Source organism: Ensifer sp. EB106-03-01-XG145, assembly GCF_058792075.1.
On record NZ_JBYTEC010000001.1, the window covers coordinates 930246 to 949197 of the forward strand.

Genomic DNA, 18952 nt, shown 5'->3' on the forward strand with positions numbered 1-18952 from the left:
GCCACTATTGCGGGAACAGCTCCGAAAACGCCTTGTCGCCATTGGCCGTAAAGCGGATGGCGCGGCTGTTGGCTTCGCGTTTTGCCCAGCCCTTGTCGATGAACAGCGTCAGCAGCGCTTCGCCCAGAGATCCCGCGAGATGCGAGCGACGCTCGCTCCAGTCGAGACAGGTGCGGCAGATCGGCCGGCGGGATTTTTTCAGTGCGGCATAGTCGATGCCGAGCGCCTCGATCCGGCTCTGGCCGGCGGGCGTCAGCGCCAAGTCGTCACCGGTGATCTCGATCTGCTTCTCGGCAATCAGGCTGTCATACATGCGTACGCCATAGTCGCCGGCGAGATGATTGTAGCAAACGCGCGCCTTCCGGAGCGCCGGATCCTTCGGGCCTGGTCGATGGCGGTTCATGCCGCGGCTTGCGGCAAAACCCATCAGGTTCTCGAGCATCAGCCCGACTTCGTCCTCGGCGAGTTGGAAATAGCGGTGCCGTCCCTGCTTGCGCTGGGTGAGCAGGCCCCCCGCCTCGAGCTTGGAAAGGTGGGAACTGGCGGTCTGCAGCGTGATGCCGGCGTGGGTCGCAAGTTCGGTCGCCGTCAGGGCACGGCCGGCCATCAGCGCCGTCAGCATGTTGGCGCGGGCGGGATCGCCGATCAGCGATCCGATGAGAGCGATGTCAGGACCTTCCTTCATACTTCGATCGTAGTCGAAGCATCCCTGTCAAACAAGCGGGCATACTCCACTCATCGAAGGCCCGCAAAATGCCGTGGCCACAAGGAGACGACGATGATCACCTGCTTCATCCGCTACGAAATCGATCCCTTCAAGAAGGAGGAGTTCGCCACCTATTCGCGCAACTGGGGCGAGGCGATCCCGCGCTGCGGCGCTGATCTCATCGGCTATTTCGGACCACACGAGGGTTCGGCGACAACGGCCTACGGGGTCTACAACATCGAGAGCCTCGCGGCTTACGAGGCCTATCGCGCCCGGCTTGCCGCCGATCCGCTCGGCCGAGAGAATTATGCCTTTTCCCGCCGCGAGCGGTTTATCCTGAAGGAGGAGCGAATCTTCCTGAAGAACGTATCTATGTCTGCTGGAGGTAAGTGAAACATGATTGCCGTCATCTTCGAAGTCCTGCCAGCCGAGGGTCGTCGCGACACCTATCTCGGCATTGCCGCCGATCTGCGCCCTTTGCTTGACGGCATCGATGGCTTCATCTCGATCGAGCGGTTCCAGAGTCTCGCCAATCCCGACAAGGTGCTGTCCCTATCCTTCTGGCGCGACGAGGAGGCGGTGAAGGCTTGGCGGAACGGCGCCGAACATCGCGCTGCGCAGGATGCGGGACGCCATGGCGTCTTTGCCGACTATCGCCTGCGCATCGCCTCCGTCATCCGTGATTACGGGCTGAACGAGCGCCGTGAAGCGCCGGCCGACAGCCGCACCTTTCACGACGCCAAATGAAACGCCGCTGCAAAAGTTCTCACTAACATGGCGTGAATACGAACTTTTTCGGAACGGCCTTCAGGCTTTGGTAACCATCTTCGGTAACCATAAGCTCCATAGTCCGTTCCGAGTAAGCGTATTTGCGAGTTGTCCATGTCTTCAGTTGTTTCGCTTGCCGAAGTCTCCCGCTCCACCCGCCCGCTGGGCTGGCTCGACAGCATCATCAAGGGTGACTGCGTTGCGGCGCTCAATGCGCTTCCCGACAATTCGGTCGACGTCGTTTTCGCCGACCCGCCCTACAACCTCCAGCTCGGCGGCATGCTGACCCGTCCCGATCAGTCGGTGGTCGATGCCGTCGATGACGAATGGGATCAGTTCGCCTCCTTCGAGGCCTATGACGCCTTCACCCGCGCCTGGCTGCTCGCCTGCCGCCGCGTGCTGAAGCCGACCGGCACGCTCTGGGTCATCGGCTCCTACCACAACATCTTCCGCGTCGGCGCCATCCTGCAGGACCTGCACTTCTGGATCCTCAACGATATCATCTGGCGCAAGACCAACCCGATGCCGAACTTCAAGGGTCGCCGGTTCCAGAACGCCCATGAAACGCTGATCTGGGCGACGCCGAACGCAAATGCCAAGGGCTACACCTTCAACTACGATGCGATGAAGGCGGCCAATGACGACGTGCAGATGCGCTCCGACTGGCTGTTTCCGATCTGCTCCGGTCACGAGCGCTTGAAGGGCGACGACGGCAAGAAGGTGCATCCGACGCAGAAGCCGGAAGCACTGCTCGCCCGTATCCTCATGGCCTCCACCAAGCCTGGCGACGTCGTGCTCGATCCCTTCTTCGGCTCCGGCACGACCGGTGCCGTCGCCAAGCGCCTCGGCCGCCATTTCGTCGGCATCGAGCGCGAGCAGGATTATATCGACGCGGCATCGGCACGCATCGACGCGGTCGAACCGCTCGGCAAGGCCATGCTGTCGGTGATGACCGGCAAGAAGGCCGAACCGCGTGTCGCCTTCAACACGCTGATCGAAAGCGGGCTGATCAAGCCCGGCACGGTGCTCACGGACGCCAAGCGCCGCTACAGCGCGATCGTCCGCGCCGACGGCACGGTCGCTTCCGGCGGCGAGGCCGGCTCAATTCACCGCCTGGGCGCCAAGGTCCAGGGGCTTGATGCATGCAACGGATGGACATTCTGGCACTTCGAAGACGGGAACACCCTGAAGCCCATCGACGAACTCAGAACCGTCATTCGAAATGATCTGGCAAAGCTGAACTGATCAACCAGTTCGCCGGATCCTTCGAAAAGCGCTCCGACCGGTTTTTGTACCTTCAGTCCCGGAAGGAGTGCTTTAAATGCCCGGAATCCTCAAAAACGGGATTCCGGGCATTTGTATGTTCCCGGTATGCTTGCCGGAACGGCTGACGCGATAGGCAACGAAGCTTCGCCTGATTGCCAGTCCTTGCGTCCGGAAATAGGGTTCGGAGAAACCAGTCTTCACCCGAACAAGGGGTGCCTTCCGCATGACCTTGCCCGATCGACTCAAGCGCGTGAAGCAATGGGCGCGTCAAATCAAACGCGATGTCGTAGCACTCTGGTTCGCTGCACGAGACCCTCGAACGCCGCTTTCAGCGAAATTCGTTGCCGGCGCCGTGGCGGCCTATGCGCTGTCGCCGGTCGACTTGATCCCCGATTTCATTCCGGTGCTCGGCTACCTTGATGATCTGGTCATCGTTCCGCTCGGCATCCTGTTGGCGGTGCGTCTCGTGCCGCCGGCGCTGATGCACGAATTTCGGGAGCGGGCGACGGCACAGGAGGGGCGCCCGTCCAGCCGCGGCGGTCTGGTCGCGATCCTATGCATCTGGCTGGTGGTCGCAGCGCTTGCTGGCTGGGTGGTGTGGCGCATGGTTTCGGCCGAAAGCTGACAATACCGCACTTAGCTGGCCATCGGCTGGCTTTCGGCGAGACGGCCTGCGTCAGGGATGGATGCCGTAGGCGACGAGGTCGGCCTTCAGTTTCTCCGGATCGACGAAGTGTACCGCATGCCAGCCGGCGAGCCGTGCGGCTTCGACATTCGGCACGCTGTCGTCGATGAAGAGCGTGGCCGAGGGGGTAAGCCCGAAGGTGCGGGTGTGCGTCTCGTAGATGGCAATATCGGGTTTAATCAGCTTCACGTCGCCCGAAACCGTGACGCCGCGCGGCAATGTCAGGAAGGGATAGAGCTGCTGGGCCTCACGGAACGTATCAGAGGCGAAATTGGTCAGCATGGTCACGTCGCGCCCTTCGGCGATCAGCCGCTCCAGCAGCGAGACCGTTTCGACATAGGCGTGCGGCACCATCTCCTGCCAATGCTTGCGGAACGCACGGATCTGCTCTTCGCGTTCCGGATGGTCTTTGATCAAAAGCGCTTCGGCTTCCTCCCAGGGGCGGCCACGGTCCTGCTCGATGTTCCAGTCATGGGTGCAGACATTGGCGAAGAACCATTCGCGCTCGGCCTCGTCCGGAATGATGCGGCTATAGGGCAGGTTGGGGTCATAGTGGATCAGCACCTTGCCGATGTCGAAGACGATATGGCGGATATCGATGCTGCTCATAGCTGCATTCCTTGCTCGATCTTTCAGCGTTCAGCCTTGAAGGCGTCAGGGATCGCCTGGGTGATCGCCTTTTTCATGACCGTCGGCAGCGCCTGGGCCCCGAGGGAGTGAACGGGTTCCCACCAGCCGTCGCCCTCCGCTCCGGCGCGCGCGACATTGGCGCGGTAGACGGAGAGACGCAACTCGAAATGTGTGAAGACGTGGCTGATGGTTCCGCAGTCTTCCCAGGGCGCAACGAAGGGTTGGGAGGCGAGCGAGGTGTCGCCGTCCTGTCGCGATGTCCAGTCGGTGCCGGGTACCTCGGTCATGCCGCCAAGAAGGCCGGTTTCGACCCGCTTGCGCAGATAGACGGCATTGTCGGCATCGATCGCGACGAAGGCCGCGCCGCGCCGAAGTGGCTTTTCTTTCTTCTGCGCCTTGCGCGGAAAGGTCTCGGGATCGGCAACCGAGAGTGCGCGACAGTGCGCACGGAAGGGACAGAGCGAGCAGGCAGGCCGCTTCGGCGTGCAGATCGTCGCGCCGAGGTCCATCATCGCCTGGGCGAAATCGCCCGGACGATCATCAGGCGTGAGGATGGCGACGCGCGCCCGCATTTCGGGCTTCGCTGCCGGCAGGGGCGCTTCGATCGCATAGAGGCGCGAGATCACCCGCTCGACATTTCCGTCGAGTACGGCGCTCTTGCGATTGAAGGCAATCGCCGCGATCGCGGCTGCGGTGTAATCGCCGATGCCCGGAAGGGATTTCAGCCCGTCTTCCGTGTCGGGAAAACGGCCACCGTGACTGTTCGCGACGGCTTCGGCACATTTCTTCAGGTTGCGGGCACGGGCATAATAGCCGAGCCCGGCCCAGGCCTTCATCACGTCCTCGTTCTCGGCGCGCGCCAGGTCCTCGACTGTCGGCCACAGCGACAGGAACTTCTCGAAATAGGCCTTCACTGCCTGGACCGTCGTCTGCTGCAGCATGACCTCCGACAGCCAGACGTGATAGGGATCGGCAACGATCCCTCGGCTCGCCATAGGCGGAGAGACCCGCCAGGGCAGGTCGCGGTGGTGCCTGTCGTACCATTCCAAAAGTAGGGGAGCGGCGTCGGCCGCTGGGATTGAATCGTGCATGATTTGCCGGGAGTTCTCTTTCCGGCCTATACTTGGCGAAGCGGAGCCGCGGCATCAAGGCTCAATCGACGTTGCATACAGAAAGTCGCTTTCGTGAGTGAGCAGAAGCCCCGCAAGGGTGTCGTCCAGATCAGCGAAGTCGCCAACGGCCTGATCGACCCCGTCCTCGCCAAGCGGGCAGGCATCAACACCATGCTGCTCGGCTCCTGGGACGAAATTGCCGGGGAAGGCTTCGCCGATTGCACGCGGCCGGAGAAGATCGCCTGGCCGCGCCGCGCCTCGGAAATCTCGGGTGAGGGCGGCTACCAGCCGGGCGTGTTGACGGTCGCTTGTGAAGGCGCACGTGCGCTCTTCCTGACCCATGCCCAGGGCGAACTGATCCAGCGCATCAACGGTTTCTTCGGTTTCTATGCCATCGGCCAACTGCGCATCGTTCAGAAGCCCGTGTCGCCGCAGCACAAACACCGTGGCAAGCCGAAGCCACTTTCGGGCGAGCCCGCGCGCCGGCTGGAAGCGATGGTCGAGGGCATAGAGAGCGAAGAACTGAAGGCGGCTTTGCGTCGGCTTGGGACGGCCGTGCTCGCGCCGCGTCGGCGGTAGGGCCATCAGCCGGTCACAATTCTTTGAATTCTGTTGACGACCGGCCACTTGCCGCCCCGCGCGCAGCAAGATATCGAATCCGCACCATAAATCCCTCCGAACACGGGTCAAATTCATGTCCGCTTCCGCAATGAACCTTACGAAACGCCTGCTCAGCGGTGCCGCCATCGCAACCGTCGCCCTGGTGCTTGCTGCCTGCAGCGACGAAAAGAAGGAAACGGCATCAACCGCGCCGACCGAGGCGAGCGAGACGGCGGCAAATCCCGCTACGGACGCCATCACCACGGCATCGACGGCCGCGGCCCCGGCAAGCACCGAAGCAAAGCCGGCTGCAGGCACCGAAGTCGCTCAGTCGACCGCCGCTCCCGTGAAGGTCGAGCTTCCTTCTTCGGAAGGCTCGGTCGATCAGGCCAAGCTGCTTGAGCCGGGCGTCCTGCCGGAAATGGCGCTGGGCGAAGCCAATGCGCCGGTCACCATCGTCGAATACATGTCGATGACCTGCCCGCACTGCGCGGCCTTCCACAACAACACGTTCGAAGCGATCAAGACGAAGTACATCGATAGCGGCAAGGTCCGCTTCATCGTGCGCGAATTCCCGTTCGATCCGCGCGCGGCTGCCGCCTTCATGCTGGCGCGTTGCGCGCCGGAAGGCCAGTACTTCCCGATGATCTCCATGCTCTTCAAGCAGCAGCAGCAGTGGGCCGCGGCCCAGAATGGCCGTGATGCGCTGTTGCAGATGTCCAAACTCGCCGGTTTTACACAGGAGAGCTTCGAGGCCTGCTTGACGAACCAAAAACTTCTGGATGATGTGAACTCTGTCATGCAGCGGGGCGCAAAGGATTTCGGCGTACAGTCGACGCCGACCTTCTTCGTCAATGGTGAGCACTATTCGGGGGACATGTCGGTTGACGTTATGTCGGCCCTCATCGACAGCAAGCTCTGATCCTTCGCTTTTCCTGAAAACGGGCGACGGCAGCAGCCGTGCGCCCGTTTTTTTCGTTTCGCGGCGCTGTAGAGGGGGGTATCTCGTCGCCCCAGCGTCGCCCGCATGAAGTTCAACAAGCTCCGCCTGCTCGGCTTCAAATCTTTCGTCGAACCGACCGAGTTCATCATTGAGCGGGGCCTGACCGGCGTCGTCGGACCGAATGGTTGCGGCAAGTCGAACCTCGTCGAAGCGCTGCGCTGGGTGATGGGGGAGAACTCCTACAAGAACATGCGCGCCTCCGGCATGGACGACGTGATCTTTTCCGGATCCGGCAACCGCCCGGCGCGCAACACGGCGGAAGTCGGCCTCTATCTCGACAACGGCGATCGCACGGCACCGGCCGCTTTCAACGACAGTGACGAGATCCAGGTGACGCGCCGTATCGAGCGCGAACAGGGCTCCGTTTACCGCATCAATGGCAAGGAAGCGCGCGCCAAGGATGTGCAGCTCCTCTTTGCCGATGCCTCGACCGGCGCGCGCTCTCCGTCGATGGTCGGGCAAGGGCGTATCGGTGAGCTGATCGCCGCCAAGCCGCAGGCGCGTCGGCAACTCCTCGAAGAAGCAGCCGGCATCTCCGGCCTGCACTCGCGCCGCCATGAGGCGGAACTGCGCCTCCGAGCAGCCGAGACCAATCTCGAGCGCCTTGACGACGTAACCTCGCAGCTCGAAAGCCAGATCGAGAGCCTCAAGCGCCAGTCGCGTCAGGCCAATCGCTTCAAGATGCTTTCGGCCGACATCCGCAAGCACGAGGCGATCCTGTTCCATATCCGCTGGGTGCACGCCAAGGAGGCGGAAGCGGACGCGACGAGCCAGCTCAATCAGATCACGTCGCTGGTCGCGGAAAAGGCGCAAGCGCAGATGCAGGCGGCGAAGGATCAGGCGATTGCCAGCCTGAAGCTGCCGGAGCTGCGCGAGAATGAAGCGCGGTTCGCGGCAGCACTTCAACGCCTGCAGATCGCCCGCTCGCAGCTCGAAGAAGATGCCGGCCGGATCCTGAGGCGGCGCGACGAGTTGCAGCGCCGTCTGGCGCAGCTTGCAGAAGATATCGCCCGCGAAGAGAGGCTCGTCGTCGACAATGCCGGCATCCTGTCGCGGCTCGACGAGGAAGAAGCCGAGCTCAGCGACATGCTGGCCGAGGCCGACGACCGTGCGACGGAAGCGCGCGAACGGCTGCAGGAGGCGAACGAAAAGCTCGCCGGCAACGAAGCGCTGTTGGCGCGGCTGACCGCTGAGCGTGCCGAGGCGCAGGCCGGCCGCAACCAGCTCGAACGCACTCTCCGTGATCTCTCGGAGCGACAGGCCCGGCTTGCCCGCCAGCTTGCTGATCAGTCGCGCGATCTCGACGAGCTCGACCGGCAGATGGCCGCGCTTCCCGATCCGCATGAGAAACAGGGCCAGGTCGAGGTCGCCGAAGCCGCGCTCGAAGAAGCCGAAACCAATGTGCTTGCGATTGAGGAAGCACTGGCAGAGGCGCGTCGCGCCGAGGTCGAGGCACGTCCGCCGGTTGATCGTTCACGCGCTACTCTCAACGGCATCGAAACCGAAGCGCGCACGATCCGGCGGATGCTGGAAGCGGCATCGGGCGGCACCTATCCTGCCGTCGTCGAGGAGATGAAGGTCGACCGAGGCTTCGAAATCGCGCTCGGCGCAGCCCTTGGCGACGATCTCGATTCCCCGCTCGAAACGGACGCGCCGGCCCATTGGCGGGCGCTGGGAAATCATGCCGGCGATGCCGGCCTGCCGGAGGGCGTTACGTCGCTGATTGCGCATGTGAAAGCGCCGGATGCGCTGACCCGCGCGCTGAAGCAGATCGGCATTGTCGCAAGCGAAGCGGACGCGGAACGGCTGCTGCCGCTGTTGAAGCCGGGCCAGAGCCTCGTCACCAAGCAGGGCTCCGTCTGGCGCTGGGACGGGCACGTGACCGGCTCCGAGGCGCCGAGTGCGGCCGCCCTGCGACTGGCCCAGAAGAACCGGCTGGCAGAACTCGATGCCGAAGCCGAGGGCGCAGCAGAGGCGCTGCGCCGCGCCGAGGCCGAACTTGCGGCCGCCGGTACACGCATCCACGCCGAAGACGAAAGACTGCGGCTCTCGCGCGATGCGCAGCGCATGATCACGCGGCAGCTAGCTGAAGCCCGTGACGCCCTTGCTGCCGCCGAGCGCGCCTCCGGCGATCTTGCTCGCCGCCGTGCGGTGTTGGCGGAAACGCGCAGCCAGATCGAGGTCCAGGTCGAGGAAGTGGCCGAGCAGATCGAGACGGCCAACGACGCACTGACGGATGCGCCCGATCTCTCCGAACTCGAATTGAAACTGCGCACCCAGACGGCCGACGTCGCCGCCGATCGTGCCGCAGTTGCCGAGGCCCGTGCCGCCCATGACGGCCTGGCGCGCGAGAACGAGGCCCGCCAGCGGCGCATCACCGCGATAGCCAACGAGCGCCAGACTTGGAAGGCGCGCGCCGCCAGCGCCGAAGAGCATATCTCCACGCTACGCGACCGCGAAGCCGAAGCCCGCGACGAAGTGGAAGAGCTGATCGACGCGCCTGACGAGTTCGATGACAAGCGCCGCGCGTTGATGAACGAATTGCAGAAGGCAGAAGCCGCACGGCGCGAGGCGGCTGACCTTCTCGCTGAGGCCGAAAATCACCAGCGCGAGGCGGATCGGCTGGCGGCGACGGCACTGTCCGAGCTTGCGGAATCGCGCGAGAAGCGCGGCCGCGCAGAGGAGCGGCTGGTTTCGGCCCGTGAGCGCCGCGTCGAAATCGAAGCGCGCATCCAGGAAGCGCTCTCCTGTGCGCCGCACGAGGTGATGCGCCTGACCGGGCTTGCCGTCGACGAGGCGCTGCCCGACATGCGCAACATCGAGCGTGAACTCGAGCGGTTGAAGATCGAACGCGAACGGCTCGGCGCCGTCAACCTGCGTGCCGAGGAGGAGCAGAAGGAGCTTTCCGAAAAGCTCGCCCTTCTCCTTAGGGAGCGCGACGACGTCATCGAGGCGATCCGCAAGCTCAGGAGCGCCATCCAGAACCTGAACCGCGAGGGCCGCGAGCGCCTGATCGCTGCGTTCGATGTCGTCAACGTCCAGTTCCAGCGGCTGTTCACCCACCTCTTCGGCGGCGGCACCGCCGAGCTGCAGCTGATCGAGAGCGACGATCCGCTGGAAGCGGGCTTGGAAATCCTCGCTCGCCCGCCAGGCAAGAAGCCGCAGACCATGACGCTGCTTTCGGGCGGTGAGCAGGCGCTGACGGCGATGGCGCTGATCTTTGCGGTGTTCCTGACGAATCCGGCGCCGATCTGCGTGCTCGACGAAGTGGATGCACCGCTCGACGATCACAATGTCGAGCGCTACTGCAACCTGATGGACGAGATGGCGGCCTCGACCGAGACCCGCTTCATCATCATCACCCACAACCCGATCACCATGGCCCGCATGAACCGCCTCTTCGGCGTGACCATGGCCGAGCAGGGCGTGTCCCAACTCGTCTCCGTCGACCTGCAGACGGCAGAGCGTTTGAGGGAAGTGGTGTAGCCACTCACTCGAATTCGGTGATGAACCCCGGCACCGGCCGCAACGCATCGCGCGCTCCCCAGGTATCGATGTAGGCGGCCAGGGGGACTTTGTTTGCGCGATATGCCGCATATAGCGTCGCAGCGCCTGCCTTCTCCGGCGGTCGCCTGAACCACCTGCTGTAGGTGACAACGGCGCCCGTCACCCAGGTCCATGCGTCGCCGATGCCGTTCTCGTTGACGAGCCCGAGCCAGGGTCCGACGCGGCGATGTTCCCCGCCTTCGAACAGGCTGTTGAAGAACCTGGCGTCCGTGTTTACCAGCGAGGCGACGAACGCATTTTCGTCACTGGATTCAATCGTGGCAAGGTGACCGCCGCAGCGTTCGGCAGTCGCCTTGGCTTCCTGCCAGCTGATCTGCTGCGCATTGTAGGCGGCCGCGTAGAGGCGCCCGTCGAACATGCCGTAGGTCAAGGACAACGGCGACAGGCAACGCACCATGGCCACCACTGCCGCATCCTCAAGCCCCTCGAGATCGGCGGCATCATAGCGGCGTGCGATTGCAGCCGAGAGGATTTGGTGGTCGACGCGAGCAAATCCCAGGCCCAGGGCGGCGCTGGTCTCCTGGTCGAGAAATCCGGATTGCGTCAGACCGCGGGCTGTCTGAAACGAGGTTACCGCCCGGCGCGTCTGGCCACCGAAGGTCCCGTCTGTCTGGCCCGTATCGAACCCTTCGCTGCGCAATGCCTCTTGCGCGCTTGAACGCTTTTCCCTGCTGTCGAACACCTTTTGCTCCTGCGCCATCGCTACCAATGGCGACCGCAGGTCGTCAATTGCTCCGAGACGCCGAACGGATTGGCGGGCTGCGTCGGCGTAGCTGCCGCTGCCATGTTTGGCTATGAAGCGTTTCCAGGTTCGAATGGTGTCGACACGCATCGCCTTGCCAAAGTCGAGCGCGGCGAGATCCACGGTGGTCGCCGCCGAATGGGCAGGCTCTCTAACGGTTGTGTCGCGGCCGAGATAGAACTCCAGATCGAGCGAAGACAGAATCTGCGGTGACTGTTTCCCGTCCGTCTCTGAGCGTACTTCCCGGATCACGCGCTTGAAGGCCGTGCCGATTTCAAGGCCAGGGCCGGAGAGATTGGCGATCAGCGCACGGGTAAAGGGTGAGTGCCCGTCGGTGCCGTCTGCGGCGACCTGTCCGGGTGCCGCGGCAAAGGCCACGAGCGTGCCTGCACCCTGTGTGTCAATCGGTGCGAGCCCCCTGATGGCGCCACCGCGGCTTGCGCCCTCCACTTCGCGATTGAGCCGGTCTGCGAGCGGATTGTTGCGGCAGGCATCGAGGAAGATCAGCGAGATCTTCGCACGCTTTTCCAACGCGTTGACAATTTCGGAGAGTGCCATGGTTTCGGCTGGCACGTCGAATTCGCTTTCGAGCCTCGCATCGGTTGCGACAAGGAAATTATCGCCGTGCAGCTGCATGCCATGTCCGGCGTAGTAAAACAGTGCAACGTCTTTGGGGCCGATCTTGCGCGAAAAGCGCGCAAGCGCCTCGGCGAGACCCCTGCGATTTGTATTGAGCACGAGGTCGGCCTCAAAGCCCTGGTCATCGAGGAAGGTCTTGAACGCTTCGGCGTCGCGCGAAGCATTGGGCAGAATACCTGCAACGACGTAGTTGCTCATGCCGACGATCAGCGCCAACCGTTTGCCGTCCTCCTCGGCGAGGGCGTGCCCGACTGCAAGCAGGACGATCAGGGCCGAGAAGACCCAGGACGTGAGTTTTGTACGCCATTTCATGACCTACCCTCCGAGCCTTTGAGCCTGAACGGATTGCCATGACGGGACATTCTTGAATGCACCCCATCGCCGGAATCGATATGCGTGACTACTCAAATTCAAGAACGAGGCTCGGGGACATGTTGATGAGCCCCATGTCTTGCCACGTGTTGAGGTAGGTACTCCTCATGTCTTGCCGGCCGTCACGCTGGGTAAAATACATCGCGGAATCGGCGCCCGGCTTGAATTCGTATGGCGCGCCTGGGACCCATTTTGTGTAAGTCATCGCCTCGCCGCTGTCCCAGTGCCAGCCGCCTTTTGGCTCCTTGCCTTGCGGGTCCTGAACCAGGCCAATCCACGGCCCGATTTTGTAGCTGATGTTGTCCGGAGCGTAGTAGCCCATATCGAAAAAGCCCGGGTCGGCGTTAAACAGCGATGCGATAAAGGCATTTTCCGCGTCCGATGTGATCGAGGCAAGATATGTGCCGCAGTTCTTGGCGACGGTTTCGGCATAGGGTGCGCGAGTCGACCCCGTTCGTGCCACGACATAGAGATGGCCCCCGAAAGCACCATAGACGGAGGGCTCGTGACCCAGGCATTTTATGGCGGCAAGGACGCGTTCGTCCGTTTCGAGCCCGGTAAGGTCGTCGATGTCATAGATTCGCGCCGTCGTTGAACTGTATATGCCCTCTGCCCTGTCGTTGACCTTTATGCCAAGGGCTGCTGCAGTGAGCTCGGTGATGAAACCGCTCGCCGGCTGACGGTTGGTGCTTTGGAAGCGTTTGATCGCTTCGCGTGTCTGTCCGCCGAAAACGCCGTCGGCCACGCCGGATGCAAAGCCCTTGGCTGCGAGTGCTAGCTGGACGTTTTTGCGCTGTTGCTTGTCCGGCAAGAGCCGCGCTTCTACCGACAGCGGAAGATGCGACTGGTTGCGCACCGCTGCGGGTTCGATCTGTGCCAGTGTCTGGCGCGCGAGTTGCGCATACTCGCCGGTGCGGTGCTTTTCGACGAAGAAGTGCCAGATCCGTGGCGTGCCGATCCTCAGGGCCTTCTTGAAATCCGCTTCCGCCCCAAGCGCAGCCGGGCCGACTGCCGGTGCCTGTATTGCAGGCAGGGTGGCATTGGTATGCGGCACTATCATCTCCGGCCCGAAGTAGAATTCCAGCGACAGGGAGGACAGGATTTGCGGCTGCTGTTTGCCCTGCGTTTCCTTGCGCACGTCGCGAACGACCCGCTTGAAAGCGGTGCCGACCTCAAGGCCAGCGCCGGAGAGATTGGCGATCAGCGCGCGGGTGAACGGCGAATGTCCGTCGGTTCCGTCGGCGGCGACCTGGCCAGGGGCGGCGGCGAAGGCGACGAGCGTTCCGCCACCCTGCGTCTCGATCGGCGCCAATCCTCTGGTTGCGCCGCCGCGGGTGGCACCCTCAACTTCGCGCGTGAGTCTTTCGGCGAGTGGGTTGTTGCGGCAGGCGTCGAGGAAGACCATCGATATCCTGGCACGTTTCTCCAGTGCATTGATGATCTCGGAAAGCGCTACGGTTTCGGCCGGGACGTCGAATTCGCTCTCAAGCTTTGCATCGGTCCCGACGAGGAAGTTTTCGCCGCGCAGCTGCATGCCGTGCCCGGCGTAGTAGAACAGGGCTGTGTCTTCAGGCCCGATCTTGCGCGAAAAGTTTGAAAGCGCGCCGGCGAGACCCTTGCGATCCGCGTTGAGCACGAGGTCGGTTTCAAATCCCTGGCCCTTGAGGAAGGCGTCGAACGCTTCGGCATCACGTGAGGCATTGGGCAGCGTTCCGGCAACGACGTAGTTGCTCATGCCGACGATCAGCGCCAGCCGTTTGCCACTTCCTTCGGCAAGAGCGTTCCCTGCAGCAAATAGGACCATCAGCGCCGAGAGGAGCCAAAATCTCAGATCCGCACGCCATTTCATGACCTACCCTCCGAGCCCTCGAGACTGAAACGGATTGCCATGACGGGATATTCATGGATGCGTCCCCATCGCGTGAATTATATTAGATAATTGTGATTTATCCAGTTATGCGGGCGTGCCGACCTGCGCGGTGGTCCAGGCAGTCACTCGAATTCGAGAATGAGACCGCCCGTTCCGTCGGTTGGCCCCATATCGTCCCAGGTGTCGACATAGACGGACTTCGTGTCGGCTCTGCCGTTGCGGTGCGCGTAGTACATGCCGATATCGTCGCCCTTCTTGCCCTCGTTCGGCATGTCCTGGAACCATTTCGTGTAGGTCAGCGGCTTGCCGTTATCCCAGTGCCAGCCGCCCTTGGGCTCCTTGCCCTGTGGATCTTGCGTAAGGCCGATCCATGGGCCCATCTTGTAGCTGACGTTTCCGGTGGGATCGTAGCCCGTCTGGAAGAACCTTTGGTCGGCGTTGAAAAGCGAGGCGACGAAAGTGTTCTCTTCTTGAGAGGAAATCGCCGCAAGATGCGCGCCGCAACCGCTGGCTATCCCGCGCGCGTAAACTGCCAGAATCGTACCCGTTTGCACGGCGACATAGAGATGCCCGCCGAACGCGCCGTATACGGTATCGAAGTGGCGCAGGCAGGTTAAAGCCTCCAGAACACGTTTATCGGTTTCGAGACCTTCGAGGTTGGCAACATCGTAGCGTCGGGCTTTGGTCGCGCTGTAGATGCCTTCCGCGCTGTCGTTGACCTTGATGCCGAGGGCTGCTGCGGTGCGCTCGGTAATGAAACCGCTCGCCGGCTGGCGGTTGGTGCTTTGGAAGAGTTTGATCGCTTCGCGCGTCTGTCCACCGAAAACGCCATCGGCCGTGCCCGCCGCAAATCCCTGGGCGGCAAGTGCGAGCTGGACGTTTCGCCGCTTGTCTTTGTCCGGCAACAGCCGTGCTTCGACGGATTGTGGCAGATGAGACTGGTTGCGCACCGCCGCGGGCTCGATCTGTGCCAGCGTCTGGCGAGCGAGTTCCGCATATTCGCCGGTGCGATGCTTTTCGATGAAGAAGTGCCAGATCCGAGGCGTGCCGATCCTCAAGGCCTTCTTGAAATCTGCTTCGGCCTCCAGTCCTTCGGGGTCTATGGCCGGTACCGCAACGGCCGGCAGGGCGGCCTGGATCTGCGGCGCGGCCGCTTCCGGTCCGAAATAGAATTCGAGCGAAAGCGATGACAGGATCTGAGGCTGCTGCTTGCCCTGCGTTTCCTTGCGCACGTCGCGAACGACGCGTTTGAAAGCAGTGCCGACCTCCAGGCCAGCGCCGGAGAGATTGGCGATCAGAGCGCGCGTAAACGGCGAGTGCCCGTCGGTTCCATCGGCGGCCACTTGCCCGGGCGCGGCGGCAAAGGCGATGAGCGTGCCGGCACCCTGGGTCTCGATCGGCGCCAACCCTCTGGTCGCGCCGCCGCGGGTGGCGCCTTCGACTTCGGTATTCAGCCGGTTGGCGAGCGGGTTGTTGCGGCAGGCATCGAGGAAGATCATCGATATCCGGGCACGCTTCTCCAGCGCGGTAATGATCTCGGACAGGGCTATGGTTTCGGCGGGAACATCGAACTCGCTCTCGAGCTTAGCATCCGTGCCGATGAGAAAGTTCTCGCCGTGCAACTGCATGCCATGGCCGGCGTAGTAGAAGAGGGCGACATCCTCCGGGCCGATTTTGCGCGAAAAGCTTGAAAGCGCGGCCGCAAGGCCCCTGCGATCCGCGTTGAGCACAAGATCGGTTTCAAATCCCTGCCCGTTGAGGAAGGTGCCGAATGCTTCGGCGTCGCGTGAGGCGTTGGGCAGCGTTCCTGCCGCCACGTAGTTCGTCATGCCGACGACGAGCGCAAGCCGCTTGCCGCTCTCCTCGGCGAGGCCATGCCCGACCACGAGCAAGACCATCGCGACCGAGAGGAGCCAGGATCTCACTTTCGCACGCCATTGCATGACCTACCCTCCAAGCCCACGGGACTGAAACGGATCGCCATGACGGGATATTCTTGGATGCGCCCCATCGCGTGCATTTATATTAGGTTTTTATAATGGATCGGGCAATGTCGACACTCAAGCCTCTGGCGGGCATTTGTGGTGCCGATAGAAGAGGCAAAGCCCATGTTGTGCGGGTTCTGCCCCTCGGCCTGCCAATATGTTGCATTGTTACAGAAAATGATGCGGTGCAGCATAAATCTTCGCCGGATGCATTTTCAGCCTGAAGCATATACTGTAAATCGTCATAAAACACTGTATCTGGGTGGAGAGCAGGCATGACGAAATGGGTTTACACCTTCGGTGGGGGCAAGGCCGAAGGACGTGCAGGTGACCGCGAGCGGTTGGGTGGCAAGGGCGCAAACCTTGCCGAGATGTGCAACCTCGGCTTGCCGGTGCCGCCTGGCCTGACCATCGTCACCGATGCCTGCAACAACTTCTTCGACAACGACAGGCAAATGCCTGACGGCCTGCACGATCAGGTGCGCGAGGGTATCCGCCGGATGGAGGAGGTGACGGGCCGCGTCTTCGGCGACACCAGCCATCCCTTGCTGCTTTCGGTTCGCTCCGGTGCCCGCGCCTCGATGCCGGGCATGATGGATACAGTTCTCAATCTTGGGCTCAACGACGAGTCGGTGCACGCGCTCGGCCATGACGCCGGCGACGCGCGCTTTGCCTGGGACAGCTACCGTCGCTTCATCCAGATGTATGGCGACGTGGTCATGGGCGTCGATCACGACGTCTTCGAGGAAATCCTCGAAGATGAGAAAGCGCGTCTCGGCCACGAACAGGACACCGAGCTTTCCGCCGTCGAGTGGCAGCATGTCATCTCCCGCTACAAGGAGGCGATCGAAGAGGCGCTCGGCGAGCCGTTTCCGCAGGATCCGGAAGTACAGCTTTGGGGCGCCATCGGCGCCGTCTTCTCAAGCTGGATGAACGCGCGCGCGGTGACCTATCGTCATCTGCACGGAATTCCGGCTGCCTGGGGCACGGCGGTCAACGTCCAGGCGATGGTCTTCGGCAATCTCGGCAATGCGTCGGCAACCGGCGTCGCCTTCACCCGCAATCCGTCGACCGGCGAGAGCGAACTCTACGGCGAGTTCCTCGTCAACGCGCAAGGCGAAGACGTTGTTGCCGGCATTCGCACGCCGCAAAACATCACCGAGGCCGCGCGTCTCGCCTCCGGTTCCGACAAGCCGTCGCTCGAAAAGCTGATGCCGGAAGCCTTCGCCGAGTTTCGGTCGATCTGTGATACGCTCGAGCGGCACTACCGCGACATGCAGGATCTCGAATTCACCATCGAGCGCGGCACGCTCTGGATGCTGCAGACGCGCTCGGGCAAGCGCACCGCCAAGGCGGCGCTGAAGATCGCCGTCGATATGGCGGAGGAGGGGCTGATTTCCGAGCAGGAGGCCGTCGCCCGCATCGATCCGGCGTCGCTCGACCAGCTGCTGCATCCGACGATCGATCCGCATGCGCGGCGCGACATCATCGGCTCCGGCCTGCCGGCCTCGCCAGGTGCTGCGACCGGTGAAATCGTCTTTACCTCCGAGGAGGCGGTGCAGGCCGACAAGGAAGGCCGCAAGGTCATACTCGTGCGCGTCGAGACCAGCCCGGAAGACATTCACGGCATGCACGCCGCCGAAGGCATCCTGACGACCCGCGGCGGCATGACCAGCCATGCGGCTGTCGTTGCCCGCGGCATGGGCACGCCTTGCGTTTCCGGCGCCGGCAGCATCCGCGTCGATCTTCGCAACGAATTGCTGACGGCCGGAAGCGTGACGCTCCGCAAGGGCGACATCATCACCATCGACGGCTCGTCCGGCCAGGTGCTGAAAGGGTCGATCGCCATGCTGCAGCCGGAGCTTTCCGGCGACTTCGGCAAGATCATGGCCTGGGCGGATGCCAGCCGCCGCATGACTGTCAGAACCAATGCCGAAACCCCGGCGGATGCGCGCGCGGCGCGCTCCTTCGGCGCCGAGGGCATCGGCCTCTGCCGCACCGAGCACATGTTCTTCGAGGATGACCGCATCAACGTCATGCGCGAGATGATCCTCGCCGACGACGAGGCCGGCCGGCGCTTGGCACTCGCCAAGCTCCTGCCGATGCAGCGCTCGGATTTCGCCGAATTGTTCTCGATCATGCATGGCCTGCCGGTGACGATCCGCCTGCTCGACCCGCCGCTGCACGAGTTCTTGCCGAAGACCGACGAGGAGATCGCCGATGTCGCCGGCGCACTTTCGCTCGACCCGTCGGCACTGCGCCAGCGTGTCGACGAGCTGCACGAGTTCAACCCGATGCTCGGCCATCGTGGGTGCCGTCTGGCAATCTCCTATCCTGAGATCGCCGAGATGCAGGCGCGCGCGATCTTCGAGGCCGCGGTGGAGGCCGCCCGCGAAACCGGCGCGGCCGTCGTTCCCGAAATCATGGTGCCGCTGGTCGGCCTCCGGGCCGAGCTTGACTACGTCAAGGAGCGCATCGATGCGGTCGCCAAGGAAGTGATCGGCGAGGCCGGCATCGGCATCGACTATCTCGTGGGTACGATGATCGAACTGCCGCGCGCAGCACTCCGCGCCGGCGTAATCGCCGAAGCGGCTGACTTCTTCTCTTTCGGCACCAACGACCTGACGCAGACGACCTTCGGCATCTCGCGCGACGACGCCTCGCAGTTCCTGGCGACCTACCAGCAGAAGGGCATCATCGAGCAGGACCCCTTCGTCTCGCTCGATTTCGAAGGTGTCGGCGAACTGATCCAGATCGCCGCCGAACGCGGACGACGGACCAAGAACGGTCTGAAGCTCGGCATCTGCGGCGAACATGGCGGCGACCCGGCCTCGATCCGCTTCTGCGAGGACGCCGGTCTCGACTACGTCTCCTGCTCGCCGTTCCGCGTGCCGATTGCCCGTCTTGCCGCCGCCCAAGCAGCGATCAACGGCAAGGGGTAGGGGCGCCCTCTGCGTGTTGCAACGATGCAACGCGCGGACGCCGGTTTATCGGAGCCCTGCATTCC

General features: G+C 62.8%; 15 protein-coding genes. 9 read left to right on the forward strand and 6 right to left on the reverse strand.

The window, feature by feature from the left end; translation table 11 throughout:
* Positions 1-4: 4 nt before the first annotated feature.
* On the reverse strand, positions 5-685 hold the full coding sequence (locus AC3WWH_RS04480) for an ArsR/SmtB family transcription factor (RefSeq protein WP_058320372.1): 681 nt from the start codon (positions 683-685) through the stop codon (positions 5-7).
* A 93-nt stretch (positions 686-778) separates the two neighbouring features.
* On the opposite strand from AC3WWH_RS04480, the gene AC3WWH_RS04485 reads away from it, so the two are divergent.
* The 4 genes from AC3WWH_RS04485 (at position 779) to AC3WWH_RS04500 (ending at position 3365) form a co-directional block, all read left to right on the forward strand.
* The gene (locus tag AC3WWH_RS04485; protein ID WP_058320371.1) at positions 779-1099 is read left to right on the forward strand and encodes an NIPSNAP family protein; all 321 of its coding nucleotides are present in this window, start codon (positions 779-781) and stop codon (positions 1097-1099) included.
* Positions 1100-1102: 3 nt separating this feature from the next.
* Complete coding sequence (locus AC3WWH_RS04490; RefSeq protein WP_058320370.1) at positions 1103-1453, forward strand: antibiotic biosynthesis monooxygenase family protein; 351 nt, start codon at positions 1103-1105, stop codon at positions 1451-1453.
* 135 nt (positions 1454-1588) lie between these two features.
* A complete protein-coding gene (locus AC3WWH_RS04495; RefSeq protein ID WP_057250643.1) occupies positions 1589-2719 on the forward strand; it encodes a site-specific DNA-methyltransferase in 1131 nt (376 codons plus the stop codon).
* A gap of 244 nt (positions 2720-2963) precedes the next feature.
* A complete protein-coding gene (locus AC3WWH_RS04500) occupies positions 2964-3365 on the forward strand; it encodes a YkvA family protein (protein WP_058320369.1) in 402 nt (133 codons plus the stop codon).
* Between the two features lie 51 nt (positions 3366-3416).
* Here AC3WWH_RS04500 and AC3WWH_RS04505 read toward each other — a convergent pair whose 3' ends face one another.
* Entirely contained in the window at positions 3417-4034 is a 618-nt protein-coding gene (locus AC3WWH_RS04505; RefSeq protein WP_058320368.1) for an HAD family hydrolase, read from the reverse strand.
* A gap of 23 nt (positions 4035-4057) precedes the next feature.
* Positions 4058-5146, reverse strand: coding sequence for an A/G-specific adenine glycosylase (gene mutY, locus AC3WWH_RS04510; RefSeq protein WP_057250637.1), 1089 nt, complete (start codon positions 5144-5146; stop codon positions 4058-4060).
* Between the two features lie 93 nt (positions 5147-5239).
* Here mutY and AC3WWH_RS04515 point away from each other — a divergent pair, with 93 nt between their 5' ends.
* The 3 genes from AC3WWH_RS04515 to smc all read left to right on the forward strand — a co-directional run bounded on the left by AC3WWH_RS04515 (position 5240) and on the right by smc (position 10256).
* Positions 5240-5746, forward strand: coding sequence for a DUF721 domain-containing protein (locus AC3WWH_RS04515; protein ID WP_057250635.1), 507 nt, complete (start codon positions 5240-5242; stop codon positions 5744-5746).
* A gap of 115 nt (positions 5747-5861) precedes the next feature.
* Positions 5862-6689, forward strand: a complete 828-nt coding sequence (locus tag AC3WWH_RS04520; RefSeq protein WP_058320367.1) for a DsbA family protein — start codon at positions 5862-5864, stop codon at positions 6687-6689.
* A gap of 105 nt (positions 6690-6794) precedes the next feature.
* Positions 6795-10256, forward strand: a complete 3462-nt coding sequence (gene smc / locus AC3WWH_RS04525; protein WP_058320366.1) for a chromosome segregation protein SMC — start codon at positions 6795-6797, stop codon at positions 10254-10256.
* 4 nt (positions 10257-10260) lie between these two features.
* Here the strand turns inward: smc and AC3WWH_RS04530 are convergent, their stop codons facing one another.
* The 3 genes from AC3WWH_RS04530 to AC3WWH_RS04540 all read right to left on the reverse strand — a co-directional run bounded on the left by AC3WWH_RS04530 (position 10261) and on the right by AC3WWH_RS04540 (position 15903).
* Positions 10261-12030, reverse strand: coding sequence for a caspase family protein (locus tag AC3WWH_RS04530; RefSeq protein WP_058320365.1), 1770 nt, complete (start codon positions 12028-12030; stop codon positions 10261-10263).
* Between the two features lie 88 nt (positions 12031-12118).
* Complete coding sequence (locus AC3WWH_RS04535) at positions 12119-13939, reverse strand: caspase family protein (RefSeq protein WP_058320364.1); 1821 nt, start codon at positions 13937-13939, stop codon at positions 12119-12121.
* A 143-nt stretch (positions 13940-14082) separates the two neighbouring features.
* A complete protein-coding gene (locus AC3WWH_RS04540; RefSeq protein WP_057250623.1) occupies positions 14083-15903 on the reverse strand; it encodes a caspase family protein in 1821 nt (606 codons plus the stop codon).
* Between the two features lie 107 nt (positions 15904-16010).
* Between AC3WWH_RS04540 and AC3WWH_RS04545 the strand changes: the two genes are divergently transcribed.
* On the forward strand, positions 16011-16169 hold the full coding sequence (locus AC3WWH_RS04545) for a hypothetical protein (RefSeq protein WP_156414633.1): 159 nt from the start codon (positions 16011-16013) through the stop codon (positions 16167-16169).
* Between the two features lie 51 nt (positions 16170-16220).
* Positions 16221-18887, forward strand: coding sequence for a pyruvate, phosphate dikinase (gene ppdK / locus AC3WWH_RS04550; protein WP_058320362.1), 2667 nt, complete (start codon positions 16221-16223; stop codon positions 18885-18887).
* Positions 18888-18952: the final 65 nt, after the last annotated feature.

What these genes read in the sequence shown, in the direction of transcription:
- AC3WWH_RS04500 (WP_058320369.1), top strand. Translation starts at nt 2,964, where the DNA reads ATGACCTTGCCCGATCGACTCAAGCGCGTGAAGCAATGGGCGCGTCAA.
- AC3WWH_RS04480 (WP_058320372.1), bottom strand. Translation starts at nt 685, where the DNA reads ATGAAGGAAGGTCCTGACATCGCTCTCATCGGATCGCTGATCGGCGAT.
- mutY (WP_057250637.1), bottom strand. Translation starts at nt 5,146, where the DNA reads ATGCACGATTCAATCCCAGCGGCCGACGCCGCTCCCCTACTTTTGGAA.
- AC3WWH_RS04490 (WP_058320370.1), top strand. Translation starts at nt 1,103, where the DNA reads ATGATTGCCGTCATCTTCGAAGTCCTGCCAGCCGAGGGTCGTCGCGAC.
- AC3WWH_RS04540 (WP_057250623.1), bottom strand. Translation starts at nt 15,903, where the DNA reads ATGCAATGGCGTGCGAAAGTGAGATCCTGGCTCCTCTCGGTCGCGATG.
- smc (WP_058320366.1), top strand. Translation starts at nt 6,795, where the DNA reads ATGAAGTTCAACAAGCTCCGCCTGCTCGGCTTCAAATCTTTCGTCGAA.
- AC3WWH_RS04545 (WP_156414633.1), top strand. Translation starts at nt 16,011, where the DNA reads ATGTCGACACTCAAGCCTCTGGCGGGCATTTGTGGTGCCGATAGAAGA.
- ppdK (WP_058320362.1), top strand. Translation starts at nt 16,221, where the DNA reads ATGACGAAATGGGTTTACACCTTCGGTGGGGGCAAGGCCGAAGGACGT.
- AC3WWH_RS04520 (WP_058320367.1), top strand. Translation starts at nt 5,862, where the DNA reads ATGTCCGCTTCCGCAATGAACCTTACGAAACGCCTGCTCAGCGGTGCC.
- AC3WWH_RS04505 (WP_058320368.1), bottom strand. Translation starts at nt 4,034, where the DNA reads ATGAGCAGCATCGATATCCGCCATATCGTCTTCGACATCGGCAAGGTG.
- AC3WWH_RS04485 (WP_058320371.1), top strand. Translation starts at nt 779, where the DNA reads ATGATCACCTGCTTCATCCGCTACGAAATCGATCCCTTCAAGAAGGAG.
- AC3WWH_RS04530 (WP_058320365.1), bottom strand. Translation starts at nt 12,030, where the DNA reads ATGAAATGGCGTACAAAACTCACGTCCTGGGTCTTCTCGGCCCTGATC.
- AC3WWH_RS04535 (WP_058320364.1), bottom strand. Translation starts at nt 13,939, where the DNA reads ATGAAATGGCGTGCGGATCTGAGATTTTGGCTCCTCTCGGCGCTGATG.
- AC3WWH_RS04495 (WP_057250643.1), top strand. Translation starts at nt 1,589, where the DNA reads ATGTCTTCAGTTGTTTCGCTTGCCGAAGTCTCCCGCTCCACCCGCCCG.